The sequence below is a fragment of the Candidatus Accumulibacter similis genome (genome assembly GCA_013347225.1).
Taxonomy (GTDB): Bacteria; Pseudomonadota; Gammaproteobacteria; order Burkholderiales; family Rhodocyclaceae; genus Accumulibacter; species Accumulibacter similis.
Window position 1 is genome coordinate 118,957 of record CP054595.1, and the last position, 14,980, is coordinate 133,936.

Consider the following 14,980-nt stretch of genomic DNA (forward strand, 5'->3'; position numbering starts at 1 on the left):
GCAGCATTTCAGTCGTCAAGCACGCCAGTGCAGATCCTGCGCACGCGCAACAATCGCGTCGACGGTAATGCCGAAGAACTCGTAGAGGGCAGCCGCCGGCGCCGATTCGCCGAAGCGGTCGATACCGATCACCGCGCCAGCATTTCCGACGTACTTCCACCACAGATCGGGATGTGCAGCCTCGACGGCCAGTATCGGCGTCGCCGGCGGCAGCACCGCCTGGCGGTAGGCTGGCGACTGCCGGTCAAAACGCTCTGTGCAGGGCATCGCGACGACGCGGGCCGGAATGCCCCGCTGCTGCAGTACGGCCTGCGCCTCCAGGGTCAGGCTGACCTCCGAGCCCGTGGCCAGCAGCACGAGTCGTGCCTCACCGCCCGCTGCTTCGCTCAGCACATAGCCGCCACGCCTGATGTCCTCTACCTGCTGCGCAGGACGTGACAGGGCCGGCAGGTTCTGTCGCGACAGCAGCAGGCACGACGGTCCGTCGCCGCGCTCGAGGGCAGCGACCCAGGCGACGGCGGTCTCGACGCAATCGGCCGGCCGCCAGACGTCGAGACCCGGAATCAGCCGCAGCGACGCCGCTTGCTCGATCGGCTGGTGTGTCGGTCCATCCTCGCCAAGTCCGATCGAATCGTGCGTATAGACCATCAGCTGCCGCTGCTTCATCAGCGCCGCCAGACGAATGGCGTTGCGCGCGTAGTCCGAGAAGACGAGGAAGGTCGCCGTATACGGGATGAATCCGCCGTGCAGCGCGATACCGTTGGCGATTGCCGTCATGGCGAACTCGCGCACGCCATAGTTGATGTAGTTGCCCGCCGCCTCGCGATTGGCGGGTCGGGTTCCACTCCAGTTGCTCAGGTTCGAACCGGTCAGATCGGCCGAACCGCCGAGCAGCTCAGGCAGGGCCGGGGCAAGCATCTCTATGACATCCTGCGACGCCTTGCGTGTGGCGACCGCCGGCGCCTGGCGGCAGCAACGGTCGAGCAACGCGTCCACCTGCGCATCCCAATCGGCAGGCAGATCCCCGCGCATGCGGCGCGCGAACTCGCCCGCCAGCTCGGGAAACGAGTCGCGATAGGACTCGAGGCTCGCATTCCACGCGTATTCCGCAGCCTCACCCTTGACGCGCGCATCCCAACCCGCGCGCATATCGGCCGGAACCTCGAACGGAGCATAAGGCCACTCAAGCTGTCGTCGGGTGTTGGCGATCTCGACGGAACCCAGCGGCGCGCCATGTACATCGTGCGTGCCGCCCTTGTTGGGCGAGCCAAAACCGATCATCGTCTTGCAGCAGATCAGGGTCGGTCGCCCGGTGGCGGTCTTGGCAACGCGGATCGCGGCTTCGATGGAATCGACATCGTGGCCATCGCAGTGGGGCAGCACCCGCCAGCCGTAGGCTTCGAAGCGCTTGGCCGTATCGTCGGCGAACCAGGGCTGCACGTGGCCGTCGATCGAAATGTCGTTGTCGTCGTAGAAGACGATCAGTTTCGACAGCGACAGGCGCCCGGCCAACGAACATGCCTCATGCGATACGCCTTCCATCAGGCAGCCATCGCCGACGAAGGCATAGGTGTAGTGGTCAACGACCTGGTGACCCGGCCGGTTGAAGCTCTCCGCCAGCAACCGTTCGGCAACGGCCATTCCGACCGCATTGGCCAGGCCCTGCCCGAGCGGCCCGGTGGTTGTTTCGACGCCGGGCGTCACACCGAACTCGGGGTGTCCGGGAGTCTTCGAATGCAACTGCCGGAAGCGTTGCAGATCAGACACGGACAGATCGTAGCCAGAGAGATGCAGCAGGGCGTAGAGCAACATCGAGCCGTGCCCGTTGGAGAGGACGAAGCGGTCACGGTTGACCCAGCCGGGATTGGCCGGATTGTGCTTGAGGTGGCGCCGCCACAGCACCTCGGCAATATCGGCCATACCCATTGGCATTCCCGGGTGGCCGGAGTTCGCCAGTTGCACGGCATCTATGGCGAGGAAGCGCAGTGCGTTGGCGCAGCGGCGACGAAACTTGCGGGATTCGGTGGGCAAGACGATCTCCTTCGATCAGGACATGAAAACCCGCTCAAGCGGCTCGTACTCAGCGCTGCCGGCGCTTGCGGTCCAGCAGCTGCAGGATCATCGGCGTGAAGATGATCTGCATCGCCAGCCCCATCTTCCCGCCAGGGCAGACGATGATGTTCGGCCGTGACATGAACGAGTCGTGCAACATGCTCAACAGGTAGGAGAAGTCGATCCCCCGGGGGTTGGCAAAGCGGATCACCAGCATGCTTTCATCCTGCGTCGGAATGTCCTGGGCGATGAAGGGATTCGAGGTATCCACCGTCGGCACCCGCTGAAAATTGACGTGCGTGCGCGAGAACTGCGGGCAGATGTAATTGATGTAGTCCGGCATCCGGCGCAGGATCGTGTCCATCACCGCTTCCGTCGAGTAGCCGCGCTGCGCCTTGTCGCGATGCAGCTTCTGGATCCACTCGAGGTTGATGATCGGCACGACGCCGATACAGAGATCGACGTAGCGGCCGATGTCGACGGTGTCGGTCATGGCTGCACCATGCAGCCCTTCGTAGAAAAGCAGATCGGTATCGGCAGGCAACTCCGACCAGTCGGTGAAGGTTCCTGGTGGCGAACCATAGCGCACTGCCTCGTCGTCATCGTGAACATAATGGCGGTTCTTGCCGCGACCCGTCTCGCCATATTCGCGGAACAACCCCTCGAGTTCACTCAAGAGGTTGGCCTCGGGGCCGAAATGGCTGAAATGATGGTCGCCGGCAAGAGCGCGCTCGGCCATCTGGTCGCGCATTCCCTGCCGATCGTAACGATGGAAGCTGTCGCCTTCGATGATCGCGGCGTTGAGTTGTTCGCGCCTGAAGATGTGCTGAAAGGAACGTGTGACCGACGTCGTCCCAGCGCCCGACGAACCGGTGATGGCGATGACTGGATTCTTGATCGACATGAGCTATGACTCCGTTGCTTGGTGGGGATCTCCGGACTGTGCCCGGAACTCTCAGGGCTTGTGGACAAACTTGCTGCGCGGCCGGTCAGGGGCGTTGCCGACTTGCTGAATCCTCGCCCATGCACTCGACCTCCCTCGCTTCTGGCTCGCCGGCGCCTTGGATCCTCGCCTGCTCGCGACGATTCGTCGGACGACCTCTCAGTCGTCCCGAAAGAGGGTCCGGGTCGAGAAGAGTGGCGAGCGAAACGGCTGATCCTCGCCGGTTTCATGCTCGCGATGGTAGCGCTCGATCCGTTCGACCTCGTTGCGCGAACCGAGAATCACCGGCACGCGCTGATGCAGGCTGGTCGGCTGCACATCGAGGATCCTCTCGTCGCCCGTCGAAGCCTGGCCACCTGCCTGGGCAACGATCATCGCCATCGGATTGGCCTCGTACAGCAGGCGCAGACGGCCGGGTTTCGCCATGTCCTTGCTGTCCCGGGGATACATGAAGACGCCGCCGCGCATCAGGATGCGGTGGACCTCGGCAACCAACGATGCCACCCAGCGCATGTTGAAATCCTTGCCGCGGACGCCGGTCTTGCCTTGCAGGCACTCGGCGACATAGCGTTGCACGGGGGGTTCCCAGAAACGCTCGTTGGAAGCGTTGATCGCGAACTCACGCGTATCGGGCGAGATCACCAGATCGGGATGCGTGAGCAGGAACTCGCCAATGTCGCGGTCGAGCGTGAAACCGTGCGTGCCATTGCCGACAGTCAGCACGAGCATCGTTGACGGGCCGTACAACGCGTAGCCGGCTGCCACCTGCCGTTTGCCACACTGCAGGAAGTGGGCTGTCGTCGGCATCTCCTCGACGGCAGGTTCGGGGCAGCGAAGGACCGAGAAGATGCTGCCCACCGATAGGTTGACGTCGATGTTGGAAGAGCCGTCGAGTGGGTCGAAAACCAACAGATAGTTGCCGCGCGGGTGTTCCGGGGGGATCGGATGGATATCTTCCATTTCCTCCGATGCCATCGCCCGCAGATGCCCCCCCCATTCACAATGGTGCAGGAAAGCGTGGTTGGCCAGCACGTCGAGCTTCTTCTGCACCTCGCCCTGGACATTCCGGCTTCCCTCGTCGCCGAGGACACCAGCAAGCGAACCACGCGAAACCCCTTGCGCGATCGCCTTGCAGGTACGCACGACATCGCTGATGAGCATCGACAGGTCGCCGATCAGCGCCGGGTTGCGCCGCTGCTCTTCAACGAGAAACTTGTTAACGTTGGTTCGTCCGCATAACATGGCCGTGCTCCAGGAATCATGAATCCAGTTCGGGCTGCGAATGGCCCCCATTCTAGCTGTCCGTAACAAAAGAACTAGTTAAACATACTTCCTTGTTTGTTTAATGAAAGCTAATCCATGAGAAACGCCACCATACGCCAGCTCCAGATTTTCTCGGTCGCCGCGAGCCACCTCTCCTTTGCCCGGGCAGCGGAGAAGCTGCATCTGACGCATGCGGCGATCTCGCTGCAGATCAAGCAACTCGAGGAGGTCAGCGGTACGCTGCTGTTCGAGAGGATTGGCAAGCGGGTCTTCCTGACCGAAGCGGGCGAGATTCTGCTCGCCCACACGCGGCAAATCCTGCAGTCATTGAAAGAGGCGGACGAGGCATTGCTGGCACTCAAGGGATTGAAGGGCGGGCGCATTGCGGTAGCTGTCGCCAGCACGGCGGAATACTTCGCTCCCGGCTTGCTGGCCGAGTTCCGCAAGGCGCAGCCGGATGTCCGGCTGCGCCTGCTGATCGACAACCGTGACACGGTCAGTCGCCTGCTGGCCAACAACGAGGTTGATCTGGCGATCATGGGACGCCCGCCGGCGGACCTTGACGCCATCGCCGTCGCGTTTGCCCCACACCCCTTGGTGATCGTCGCCGGCAGGGGTCACCCGCTTCTGGGTGTCCCATCGCTGACGGTCGAGGACCTCGGCGGCGAAACGCTGATCGTCCGCGAGTCCGGCTCGGGAACCCGATCGGCAATGGAAGAGTTCTTTCACGAACACTCGATCAGGCCCCGGATCGGCATGGAAATGGCCAGCAACGAGGCGATCAAGCAAGCTGTCGTGGCTGGCCTGGGAATCAGCTTCATCTCCGCGCATACCCTTGGCCTCGAGCTGACTGCCGGCCGGCTGCATGTTCTTGATGTCGAGGGTACCCCGGTCATGCGCCGCTGGCACATTGTCCGTCACAAGAGCAAACATCTCACTCCAGCTCTCGGAGCATTCTGGGATTTCGTCACCGAGTTCGCCCCCGCTTACCTGCGTGCACTTGCCTGAGCGAGCCGCACATGCCGCCGCAGCGACCCGATCACCTCTCAACCTGGACACGCGACAGTGATGGCGGGCGGTGGCCGCCAGGCCGGCACACTTCGGCCGAGCCACGCCGGCGCGGCCCCGCCCATCGCTCGGCAGGCCTTCGTCGTGCCTTCGCTGGCATGCGGCATCCCAACTTGCCGGCAACCATGTCCGGCCGGAGTGGTCAGGCGAAACCGGTCTGCACCGGCTCCTGTACCGGCTCTCGCGGCGGACGGTGGGCAGGAAAGACGATGCGCGCGACACAGCCGGCCGCCTCCCCCTCGGCAGGGTTTCGAGCTCTTGGCCGCAGGCTGGCGGCCGCCTTGTGAACTTCCGCAATCTCGCGAACGATCCCCAGTCCGAGGCCGCTGCCCTCGACGTCCGCTCCCTCGCCGCGGTAGAAGCGGTCGAACACCTTCAGCGACTCGTCCTCCGAAATCCCCGGTCCGTTGTCCTCGATCTCGAGTACCACGAAATCGCCGAGGGCTGCGACGCGCGCAGTGACCCGCCCGCCGACCGGTGTGTAGCGCAGGGCGTTGTCCAGCAGGTTGTTGATCATCTCGCGCAGCAGGAAGGCATTGCCGTCGATCAGCACCTTGCCTGCATGCTCGTAACCAAGATCGATGCGCTTGTCCAGAGCGCGGATCACCCACGTTTCAACGACCTCGCGCAGCAGCTGATCGAGGTCCAGCGGCAGCAGCGCCTGCTGCGCCTGATCGCTGGCCTCGGCCCGGGCCAGCGCCAACAACTGGTCGACCAGATGCGAGGCACGATCGGCGCCCGTCAGGATTTGTCTCAGGGCGTGCCTCAGCTGACCGGGATCGGTCTCACGCATCGCCAGTTGCGCCTGCGTCTTCAGCCCGGTCAGCGGAGTCCGCATCTGGTGCGCGGCATCGGCGATGAAGCGCCTCTGGGCACTGACGTTCTGCTGCATGCGGGCGAGTATCGAGTTGAAAGCTTCCGTAAGCGGTCGCAGTTCCTCCGGAACGCGACCGAGCGAGATCGGTGACAGGTCAGCCTCGCGACGCGCCTCGATGCGGTTGCGCAGCCGGGTCAACGGACGCAGGCCCTGCGACAGCCCGAACCACACCAGGACGACGGCCAGAGGGATGATGACAAACTGCGGCACGATGACACTGGCGATGATCTTGTTCGCCAGCTGCGCTCGTTTCTCGGTCGTCTCGCCGACCTCGACGAGCACCCCTCGACGCTCTCCCGAGTCTCCAGACTCTCCCGGCAGCGGCAGATAGAGGTAGGCGATCCGCATCGGCTGGCCACGGTACTCGTCGTCCCGCAGTTGCGCTTCGCCGAACTCGCCGCGAGCCAAGCCGCCCGGGTCCGCTGGGGTGGGCAGTTCGGGGTCGCCCCCCAGCAGCCTGCCGTTGCCATCAAGCAAGTGAAAGTAGACTGTGTCGATCTCGTCGGCGCGCAGAAAAACCTCGGCCAGACCCGGCAAAGCCAGACGAGCCTCACCATCGACAAAGGCAACCTGCCGCGAGAGAGCCGCCACATGTTCGCGCAGAGCCTGATCGTAAGGGTAGCTGGCGACATTGTTGGCGAAGTAGTGCGTCAGCGCGATGCTGATCGGCCAGACGAACAGCAGCGGCGCCAGCATCCAGTCGAGAATCTCGCCGAACAGCGAACGCTGGATGTCAGGGTTTTCTCTCGTCCGCAGGCTTCTCAAGATAGTAGCCCAGCCCGCGCACAGTGGTGATGTTGACACCAGTCGATTCCAGCTTCCTGCGCAGACGGTGAACATAGACCTCGATCGCATTGTGGCTCACTTCTTCGCCCCAGCCGCACAGGTGATCGACGAGATGGTCCTTGCTGACCAAACGGTTGGCGCGCGTCAGCAGTATCTCCAGGATACCGAGTTCACGCGCCGACAAATCGAGCCTCTCGCCATTGACCAGCGCACAGCGGTCCGTCTGGTCGAATGTCAGCGTGCCGCACTCGATGATCCTGGTCGTCCCGGACGAGCGGCGACTGAGGGCGCGCACGCGCGCCTCCAGCTCGGCCAGTTCGAACGGCTTCGCCATGTAGTCGTCGGCACCGAGATCGAGGCCCTTGACCCGGTCGTCGGTCGCATCCAGCGCGGTCAGGATCAACACCGGCGTATTCGACTTTCGTGCCCGCAGGCGCCGCAGCACCTCCAGGCCCGGCAGCTTCGGCAGGCCAAGGTCGAGGATCAGGAGATCGTACGTATTGGTCAACAGCGCCGTTTCCGCGTCGACGCCATTGTCGGCGCAATCGATCGCATAACCGCCGAGGCGCAGGGAACGGCAGAGACCATCGGCGATGATCCTGTCGTCTTCGGCGAGCAAGATCCGCATGGCATCACCATCCCGGGGTCGCTGGCGTAAGCTCTCTGTAAGCCCACCTTCCTAGACTGCGCATGCTGTTCTCCTTTTATGGTCTTGGAGTTCCGGCTTCGGCCCGAACTCGGGGAGCACCTGACACTGCACCAGGTGCTCCCCGCCACCTTTTCGTCATGCTTTCGCACGCGACCTAGCCCAGCCAATGCAGGGAGATGGCGGGTAATGATGCCTGCCGGTCGACCGCACGAGTGTAGCAAAAATCACGACCCGCCGTCTGCCGGCACACCCCCGAGGACGCTCTCGACCAACCGCACCCAGTAGCTAACGCCCAGCGGCAGGAGTTCGTCGTTGAAGTCATAGTGCGGATTGTGCAGCGTACAGCCACCCGTACCCGGACCGTTGCCCAGCCAGACGTAGCACCCCGGCTTCTCGCGCAGCATGTAGGCGAAGTCTTCCGCACCCATCGACGGCAGCTCGCCGGTACGTACATTCGCGGCGCCAAGCAGCCGCGTCGCAACGCGGCGGCAGAGTTCGCTCTCCGCCGCAGTGTTGACGGTTGGCGGATAGCGGTGGTCGAAGCGAACCGAGATCTGCGCGCCGAAGGCGCTCGCGACGCCACTGCAGAGCCGCTCGATGGCACGCTCAACGAGTTCCTGGACGTCTGCCTTGAAGCTGCGAATCGTTCCGCGCAGGATGGCATCGTCCGGGATGATGTTCCAGGCTTCACCGCCGTGAATCTGCGTGACGCTGACCACTGCCGACTCGCAGGGATGCACGTTGCGGGCAACAACCGTCTGCAGCGCGAGCACCAGCTGACTCGCGACGACCAAGGTGTCGACTCCCTGGTGCGGCATCGCGGCATGGCAGCCGTGCCCACGCACCGCGATCTCGAAGGCACAGGTACCGGCCATGACCGGCCCAGGCATCACCGCCATCTGGCCCACCGGCAATCCTGGCCAGTTGTGGAGGCCAAACACGCCCGCCATCGGAAACCGGTCGAACAGGCCATCACCGATCATGACCGCGGCACCACCCTCGGACTCCTCGGCTGGCTGGAAGATGAAGTATACGCAGCCGTCGATCTCCAGTTCATCCCGCTGCGCAGCCATGTAGCGCGCCGCGCCGAGGAGAATCGCGGTGTGGCCGTCGTGACCGCAGGCGTGCATCTGCCCGGGATTGCGCGAGCGATGCGGAAAGTCGTTCTTCTCGTGCAGTGGCAGGGCATCCATGTCGGCGCGAAGTCCGATGCCACGACTGCTGCTGCCCTTGCGCAGGATACCGACGACGCCCGTACCCGCCAAGCCACGATCGACCTCGAGGCCGTAGCGCTCCAATTCACGTGCCACGAGATCAGCGGTCCGGAACTCGCCGAAAGCGAGTTCCGGGTGAGCATGGATGTCGCGACGCAGCGCCGCGAGTTCTTCGACAAAGGGAATGCTGAGAGTGCTCATGAATCCGCTCCATCCGCTGGGAAGTGGCAGTTTAATGCAGCGCAGCTTGCCCGTGCAGCCGGCCATCCGTTATGCTTGCCGACATGCATCTCGTTCTGATTAGCGGCCTGTCCGGTTCCGGAAAATCGATCGCCCTCAAGGTACTCGAGGACGCGGACTACTATTGCGTCGACAACCTGCCCGCCCAGTTGTTGCAGCCGCTGGTCGGGCAAATGGATCTGCAGGGCTACGACAAGGTAGGCGTCGTCATCGACATCCGCGGCGGCAACAGCGTGGCGACGTTGCCGCTGCAACTCGACGCCCTGCGCCAACAGGATCTCGAACTGCAGTTCCTGTTCCTCGATGCGCAGGACGCAACCCTGATCAAGCGCTATTCGGAGACCCGCCGCCGGCATCCTCTTGCCAGCGACCAGTTGACGTTGACTGAAGCCATCGCGGCCGAGCGCGGCCGCTTGGCCGGCCTCTCGGCATTGGGCCACCACATCGACACAAGCGGGGTGAAGCCCGCCGCACTGCGCGAATGGGTGCGGCAGTTCGTCAAGAGCACCCTTGCCAGCGACCCCTGCCGCGGACTGACGTTGCTCTTCGAATCCTTCGGCTTCAAGAACGGCATTCCGCTCGACGCCGACTTGGTCTTCGACGTCCGCTGCCTGCCGAATCCGCATTACGACCCCAACCTGCGACTATTGACCGGTCGTGACGCGGCGGTGGTCGACTTTCTCGAAGCCGAAGCCGACGTACTGCGCATGCGCTCGGACATTGCCCGCTTCGTCCGCGCCTGGCTGCCGGCATACGTTCAGGACAGTCGCAACTACCTGACTGTTGCCATCGGTTGCACCGGTGGTCAGCATCGGTCGGTGTATTTCGCCGAATGGTTGGGGCGCGAGTTCCACGACTGCGCGCGTGTACTCGTCCGGCACCGCGAGCTGGCAGCGCCGAACCCGGTGCCCGGCAGCAATCCGTGATCGCCTGGGTTGCCCTGCTGAAGCGGGGCGACTGGTTGCTGATCGCGCTGGGTCTGGCAGGTGTGGTCGCATCCTTTCCCTTGGCGTGGCAGGCGGGAGTTGCTGACAAGGCCATCGTCAGGCGTGGGGGCGAGCTGTTTTCCGAACTCGATCTGCGGCACGATCGCCGCCTCGATGTCCCGGGACCGCTGGGCGTGACGACGGTGCTCGTCGACCGCCGTCGCGTGCGGGTTGCCGCCGACCCGAGCCCGCGACAGTATTGCGTCCGCCAGGGCTGGCTGGCCCGTCCGGGAGAGATCGCCATCTGTGCCCCGAATCAGGTCAGCGTCGAGGTCCAGGGAGCGCGCCGGGCTTACGATTCGCTCGCGTACTGAGAGACGCAAAGGCTGATGCTCGCCCTTCTCCGGAACCCGGTATATAATGGACGCCAATCCGAGGAGCGCTGCAAGGCTGTCGTCCCACAGTTTCAGGCTCGGATTCATCAAACGGCGCTCATCCCACCAACCCGTACCGGGGTTGGCAGCACGGGGTGGGCGCAGGGAATTCCCTGGCGCCGTTCTGCACCAGCGCTACCTTCCCCGGTCACAGTTATCAAGGAGCCTTACTGTGTCGGACGCCGCTACGCACCACCAGGACCATGTGATTGCTGACCTCAGCCTCGCCGGCTGGGGCCGCAAGGAAATCCGCATCGCCGAGACCGAAATGCCGGGCCTGATGGCGATTCGCGAGGAATTCGCTGCGCGGCAGCCCCTCAAGGGCGCCCGCATCACCGGCTCGCTGCACATGACCATCCAGACCGCGGTACTGATCGAAACGCTGACCGCGCTCGGTGCCGAGGTGCGCTGGGCGTCGTGCAACATCTTTTCGACCCAGGATCACGCTGCGGCAGCCATCGCCGCTGACGGCATCGCGGTCTTCGCGGTCAAGGGAGAGTCGCTCGCGGATTACTGGGAATACACGCACCGCATCTTCGAATGGCCCGACGGCGGCTACAGCAACATGATCCTAGACGACGGCGGAGACGCCACCTTGCTGCTCCATCTGGGTGCGCGGGCCGAAAGCGATGCTGCCGTTCTGGAGAAGCCGGCATCGGAGGAGGAAACCATTCTCTTCGCGGCGATCCGGGCAAGACTGGCGAGCGACCCGGGCTGGTACTCGCGTCGGCTGGCGGCGGTCAAGGGCGTCACCGAAGAGACGACAACCGGCGTCCACCGCCTCTACCAGATGCACGCCAAGGGCGAACTGCGCTTTCCGGCGATCAACGTGAACGACTCGGTCACGAAGTCGAAGTTCGACAACCTGTACGGCTGCCGCGAATCGCTGGTTGACGGGATCAAGCGCGCCACCGATGTGATGATCGCTGGCAAGGTTGCCCTGATCGCCGGTTACGGCGACGTCGGGAAGGGATCGGCACAGGCCATGCGCGCGCTTTCGGCGCAGGTCTGGGTCACCGAGATCGACCCGATCTGCGCCCTGCAGGCGGCCATGGAGGGTTACCGCGTGGTGACGATGGACTACGCGGCCGACAAGGCGGACATCTTCGTCACCTGTACCGGCAACTATCACGTGATCACCCATGAGCACATGCAGAAGATGAAGGATCAGGCGATCGTCTGCAACATCGGACACTTCGACAACGAAATCGACGTTGCCTCGATCGAGGGGTACGCCTGGGAAGAGATCAAGCCACAGGTGGACCACGTGATCTTTCCCGATGGCAAACGCATCATCCTGCTGGCCAAGGGTCGTCTGGTCAACCTCGGCTGCGGCACCGGTCATCCTTCCTACGTCATGAGTTCGTCGTTCGCCAACCAGACGATCGCCCAGATCGAGCTGTTCACGCGCAATGCCGAGTACCCGATCGGCGTCTACACGCTGCCCAAGCACCTCGACGAAAAGGTCGCCCGCCTGCAGCTCAAGAAGCTCAATGCGCAACTCAGCGAACTCACCGACGAGCAGGCGCGCTACATCGGCGTCGCCAAGGAGGGACCATACAAGTCGGACCACTACCGCTACTGAGACGGCAGGACAACCGGGGCGCCGCCATGCGAGTGCTCCTGATCTGGCTGCTCAACGCCTGCGCGCTGCTCGCCGTCGCCTACCTGGTGCCATCGATCGAGGCGGCGTCGTTCGGTTCGGCGCTGCTCGCAGCCTTGGTGCTCGGCCTGGTGAACACCGTCCTGCGGCCCCTGTTGATCCTCCTGACGTTGCCGGCCACGCTGCTGACGCTCGGACTCTTTCTCTTCGTCCTCAACGGCCTGATGTTCTGGCTTGCCGGGTCGATGCTCGAAGGCTTCGTCGTCGGCGGTTTCTGGCCGGCGTTTTTCGGTGCCATCCTCTACAGCATCTTCTCGTCGATCCTTTCCTCCCTCCTGCACGCCCACAAGGGCACGAACTAGCCTGCTGATGACCAAGACCGTCCCCACCTTCAGCCTTGAACTGTTCCCGCCGCAGACGCGTGAGGGCGCCGAAAAGCTGCGTGCTGCACGGGCCCAGATGGCGCTCCTCAAACCGCGGTTTTTCTCCGTGACCTTTGGTGCGGGTGGTTCGACACGCGACCGCACCCTCGAAACCGTGCTCGAGATCCAGCACGAGGGCCATCAGGCGGCACCGCACCTGTCGTGCATCGGCTCGACCCGCGCCAGCATCCGCAGCATCCTCGAGCAGTATCGGGTGCACGGCATCCGCCACCTTGTGGCCCTGCGCGGCGACTTGCCGTCGGGCATGGCCAGACCCGGAAGCTTTCGTTACGCCAACGAACTCGTCGAGTTCATTCGCTCGGAGACGGGATCGTGGTTCCACATCGAGGTGGCGGCCTACCCGGAGTACCACCCGCAGGCGAAGAGCCCGGTCGACGACTTGCTGGCATTCAAGCGCAAGATCGATGCCGGAGCCGACTCGGCGATCACGCAGTACTTCTACAACTTCGATGCCTACTCGCATTTCATCGACGAGTGCGGGGCAATCGGCATCAATGTACCAGTTGTTCCCGGCATCATGCCCATTTCCAGCTTCAGCAGCCTGGCACGTTTTTCGGACAATTGTGGCGCCGAGATACCGCGCTGGATACGCAAGCGCCTCGAGAGCTACGGCGACGACAGGGCGTCGATTCATGCCTTCGGCCTCGACGTGGTGACGCGGTTGTGTGAGAGACTGCTTGCCGCTGGCGCACCCGGCCTGCACTTCTACACGCTCAACCAGGTCGACCTGACGAGGACGCTCTGGCAGCGCCTCCGGTTGGCCCCGGCAGGGGAGGCCTGAGGGGTTGTGATGCAATCGTCACCGGAAACCCACGATGCGAGGAGCAAGCGGGCAACGGGGCGGTGGATCGGCGACGAAGAACAAGGAGGCAATGCGGCGGGCTGACCGCGCAGTAGGCTGAATTGCAGACGCCCCGACGGCACGAGGGAGGAATGAAGGACTACTACGCCATACTGGGTCTTGCCAGCGACGCCACGAGTGAAGCGGTCAGGACGGCCTATCGCCGCAAGGCGCTGCAGTTCCACCCTGACCGAAATGCGGCGCCCGAGGCGAGCGAGAAGTTTCGCGAAATCCAGGAAGCCTATGATGTCCTCGCTGATCCGGGTCACAGGTTCGCCTATGATGAGAACCGGCGCCGCAATCTGCTCGACAAGCCTCTGGAGACGGCGCTGGAGATCTGGCAGAACTACATCGAAGGAGTCCTGCAATGAAAATATCGCGATATTTCGAGGAACTGAAGTCGGCCTACGACGCCGAGCTTGATGACCTGATGACCGATTCGGCCGGCCACGACATCCTGGCCAGCCGCCTGCAGGCAAAGCGCAGCCAAGTCCGGCAACTGCTGCCGATGATCGAGTGCAACCCGGAAATGGTCGCCGTGGCCTTTCACGGCGGCTTCAGTTTCGCCAACCCAGCCATGATGAGTGACCTCGCCACTCGGGAGCCCGAAGACTTGCCTGCCTGGCAGACCCTGCTGTCTGCGGTGTCGCTGGAGCCCTGGGCAGCCGATCTGGCCCGGGTGGTTCTCAAGGATGCCAATGGCGCACGCTTCCTCGTCGTCACCGCCTGCCTCGAGTTCCTGCGCAGGGCGAGTACCGGTTCGTCCACCGAAGGTGCGCGGCAGCAGCCGCCCGGCGACCGCGAGGGCGATGACGAAGACGACGCCGATCTCGACATCGACCTGGAAGAAGCTGGTGCCGACTGGTTGTCCGAGCAGGGCTTCGACCGCAAGGATCGCTTCTCGGGAGACAACTGATGACTCACCCGGTACTGGCCAGAGCGGAGAAACTGGTCCGCGTTGGCGACATCGTCGGCGCGGAAGCCGCGCTCGTCTCGCTGGTCGAGACGGAAGGTGATCAGGCGCTCGTGCTGGCGCTTGACGATTTTCCGGCCAAGGACCTGCTGGCGGTGCTGCGTGATTTCGACGCCGCACGCGAATCGGTGGTGAACCTGCTGGTGTCGCCCGAGCAGTTCGCCCGCGCAATCGTTCTCGAACGTCGCTACGGCGACATCGGCCATGAACGCCTGCACGGCATGATCAACTCGGTCATCTTTCGCGCCGGCGCTGACGCGGGCGAGTTCCTCGCCGCCATCGCCGAAGTGGAGGGTGGCAGCGAGGTGCTGGCCGATTACCTGCACGAACGAGCGGAGAACCTCGAGCATTTCTTTCGCAGTGGCGTCTTCGACTTCTTTGCCGACGGCGACGACTCCCTCGACGACCTGACTGACGACGAGCGGCTCGACGCGCTTTCCGACGAGAACATCGGCGCACCCTTCCTCAGTCACAGTGAGGTCAGCGATCACGACTGGATGGAACTGGCGTGGACGCTCCGCTACCAGCAGCCCGAGATCTTCCGTGAGGTGCTGCTGATCCTCCGCGCCCGGGCGCGTGCCGAGGAGCACCAGCAGGCAGTCGCTGCCACGGCGCCGCCGGCGGCCCGGCCGGCCTTCGGCGATGCCGACGAAGAGTCGGCTCTCTGA

Annotated in this window: 15 protein-coding genes and 1 riboswitch; of the genes, 9 read left to right on the plus strand and 6 right to left on the minus strand. The window is 63.7% G+C overall.

From position 1 onward, the window contains the following. Positions 1-15 precede the first annotated feature (15 nt). The 3 genes from tkt to HT579_00580 form a co-directional block, all read right to left on the minus strand. Complete coding sequence (gene tkt, locus HT579_00570; protein ID QKS27588.1) at positions 16-2,031, minus strand: transketolase; 2,016 nt, start codon at positions 2,029-2,031, stop codon at positions 16-18. Positions 2,032-2,080: 49 nt separating this feature from the next. Next, the gene (locus tag HT579_00575) at positions 2,081-2,956 is read right to left on the minus strand and encodes a phosphoribulokinase (protein ID QKS27589.1); all 876 of its coding nucleotides are present in this window, start codon (positions 2,954-2,956) and stop codon (positions 2,081-2,083) included. 198 nt (positions 2,957-3,154) lie between these two features. Then, the gene (locus tag HT579_00580) at positions 3,155-4,237 is read right to left on the minus strand and encodes a class 1 fructose-bisphosphatase (GenBank protein QKS27590.1); all 1,083 of its coding nucleotides are present in this window, start codon (positions 4,235-4,237) and stop codon (positions 3,155-3,157) included. Positions 4,238-4,354: 117 nt separating this feature from the next. Between HT579_00580 and HT579_00585 the strand changes: the two genes are divergently transcribed. Further along, positions 4,355-5,266, plus strand: a complete 912-nt coding sequence (locus HT579_00585; GenBank protein ID QKS27591.1) for a LysR family transcriptional regulator — start codon at positions 4,355-4,357, stop codon at positions 5,264-5,266. 202 nt (positions 5,267-5,468) lie between these two features. On the opposite strand, the gene HT579_00590 is transcribed toward HT579_00585, so the two are convergent. The 3 genes from HT579_00590 to HT579_00600 all read right to left on the minus strand — a co-directional run bounded on the left by HT579_00590 (position 5,469) and on the right by HT579_00600 (position 9,053). Further along, a complete protein-coding gene (locus HT579_00590; GenBank protein ID QKS31417.1) occupies positions 5,469-6,899 on the minus strand; it encodes a sensor histidine kinase N-terminal domain-containing protein in 1,431 nt (476 codons plus the stop codon). A 37-nt stretch (positions 6,900-6,936) separates the two neighbouring features. Beyond that, a complete protein-coding gene (locus HT579_00595) occupies positions 6,937-7,617 on the minus strand; it encodes a response regulator transcription factor (protein ID QKS27592.1) in 681 nt (226 codons plus the stop codon). 245 nt (positions 7,618-7,862) lie between these two features. Next, positions 7,863-9,053 carry an amidohydrolase gene (locus HT579_00600; protein QKS27593.1) on the minus strand — a complete coding sequence of 397 codons (1,191 nt, stop codon included), beginning with the start codon at positions 9,051-9,053 and terminating at the stop codon, positions 7,863-7,865. Positions 9,054-9,136: 83 nt separating this feature from the next. Between HT579_00600 and rapZ the strand changes: the two genes are divergently transcribed. The 8 genes from rapZ to HT579_00640 all read left to right on the plus strand — a co-directional run bounded on the left by rapZ (position 9,137) and on the right by HT579_00640 (position 14,980). Further along, complete coding sequence (gene rapZ / locus HT579_00605) at positions 9,137-10,018, plus strand: RNase adapter RapZ (GenBank protein ID QKS27594.1); 882 nt, start codon at positions 9,137-9,139, stop codon at positions 10,016-10,018. Continuing rightward, positions 10,018-10,392, plus strand: coding sequence for a NusG domain II-containing protein (locus HT579_00610; protein QKS31418.1), 375 nt, complete (start codon positions 10,018-10,020; stop codon positions 10,390-10,392). Before rapZ ends, HT579_00610 begins: the two co-directional genes overlap by 1 nt. 54 nt (positions 10,393-10,446) lie before the next feature. Beyond that, positions 10,447-10,519: riboswitch (S-adenosyl-L-homocysteine riboswitch) on the plus strand. A gap of 105 nt (positions 10,520-10,624) precedes the next feature. Then, entirely contained in the window at positions 10,625-12,037 is a 1,413-nt protein-coding gene (locus tag HT579_00615; GenBank protein QKS27595.1) for an adenosylhomocysteinase, read from the plus strand. Positions 12,038-12,063: 26 nt separating this feature from the next. After that, positions 12,064-12,417, plus strand: coding sequence for a phage holin family protein (locus tag HT579_00620; GenBank protein ID QKS27596.1), 354 nt, complete (start codon positions 12,064-12,066; stop codon positions 12,415-12,417). A gap of 7 nt (positions 12,418-12,424) precedes the next feature. After that, entirely contained in the window at positions 12,425-13,279 is an 855-nt protein-coding gene (gene metF, locus HT579_00625; protein ID QKS27597.1) for a methylenetetrahydrofolate reductase [NAD(P)H], read from the plus strand. A gap of 152 nt (positions 13,280-13,431) precedes the next feature. Further along, positions 13,432-13,710, plus strand: a complete 279-nt coding sequence (locus HT579_00630) for a DnaJ domain-containing protein (GenBank protein ID QKS27598.1) — start codon at positions 13,432-13,434, stop codon at positions 13,708-13,710. Next, on the plus strand, positions 13,707-14,255 hold the full coding sequence (locus tag HT579_00635) for a hypothetical protein (protein QKS27599.1): 549 nt from the start codon (positions 13,707-13,709) through the stop codon (positions 14,253-14,255). The genes HT579_00630 and HT579_00635 overlap by 4 nt, the downstream gene beginning before the upstream one ends. Next, on the plus strand, positions 14,255-14,980 hold the full coding sequence (locus tag HT579_00640) for a hypothetical protein (protein QKS27600.1): 726 nt from the start codon (positions 14,255-14,257) through the stop codon (positions 14,978-14,980). The genes HT579_00635 and HT579_00640 overlap by 1 nt, the downstream gene beginning before the upstream one ends.

Coding starts and splice junctions, on each gene's coding strand:
- HT579_00575 (QKS27589.1), bottom strand. CDS start 2,956: ATGTCGATCAAGAATCCAGTCATCGCCATCACCGGTTCGTCGGGCGCT.
- HT579_00580 (QKS27590.1), bottom strand. CDS start 4,237: ATGTTATGCGGACGAACCAACGTTAACAAGTTTCTCGTTGAAGAGCAG.
- HT579_00585 (QKS27591.1), top strand. CDS start 4,355: ATGAGAAACGCCACCATACGCCAGCTCCAGATTTTCTCGGTCGCCGCG.
- HT579_00590 (QKS31417.1), bottom strand. CDS start 6,899: ATGCTGGCGCCGCTGCTGTTCGTCTGGCCGATCAGCATCGCGCTGACG.
- HT579_00595 (QKS27592.1), bottom strand. CDS start 7,617: ATGCGGATCTTGCTCGCCGAAGACGACAGGATCATCGCCGATGGTCTC.
- HT579_00600 (QKS27593.1), bottom strand. CDS start 9,053: ATGAGCACTCTCAGCATTCCCTTTGTCGAAGAACTCGCGGCGCTGCGT.
- rapZ (QKS27594.1), top strand. CDS start 9,137: ATGCATCTCGTTCTGATTAGCGGCCTGTCCGGTTCCGGAAAATCGATC.
- HT579_00620 (QKS27596.1), top strand. CDS start 12,064: ATGCGAGTGCTCCTGATCTGGCTGCTCAACGCCTGCGCGCTGCTCGCC.
- metF (QKS27597.1), top strand. CDS start 12,425: ATGACCAAGACCGTCCCCACCTTCAGCCTTGAACTGTTCCCGCCGCAG.
- HT579_00630 (QKS27598.1), top strand. CDS start 13,432: ATGAAGGACTACTACGCCATACTGGGTCTTGCCAGCGACGCCACGAGT.
- HT579_00635 (QKS27599.1), top strand. CDS start 13,707: ATGAAAATATCGCGATATTTCGAGGAACTGAAGTCGGCCTACGACGCC.
- HT579_00640 (QKS27600.1), top strand. CDS start 14,255: ATGACTCACCCGGTACTGGCCAGAGCGGAGAAACTGGTCCGCGTTGGC.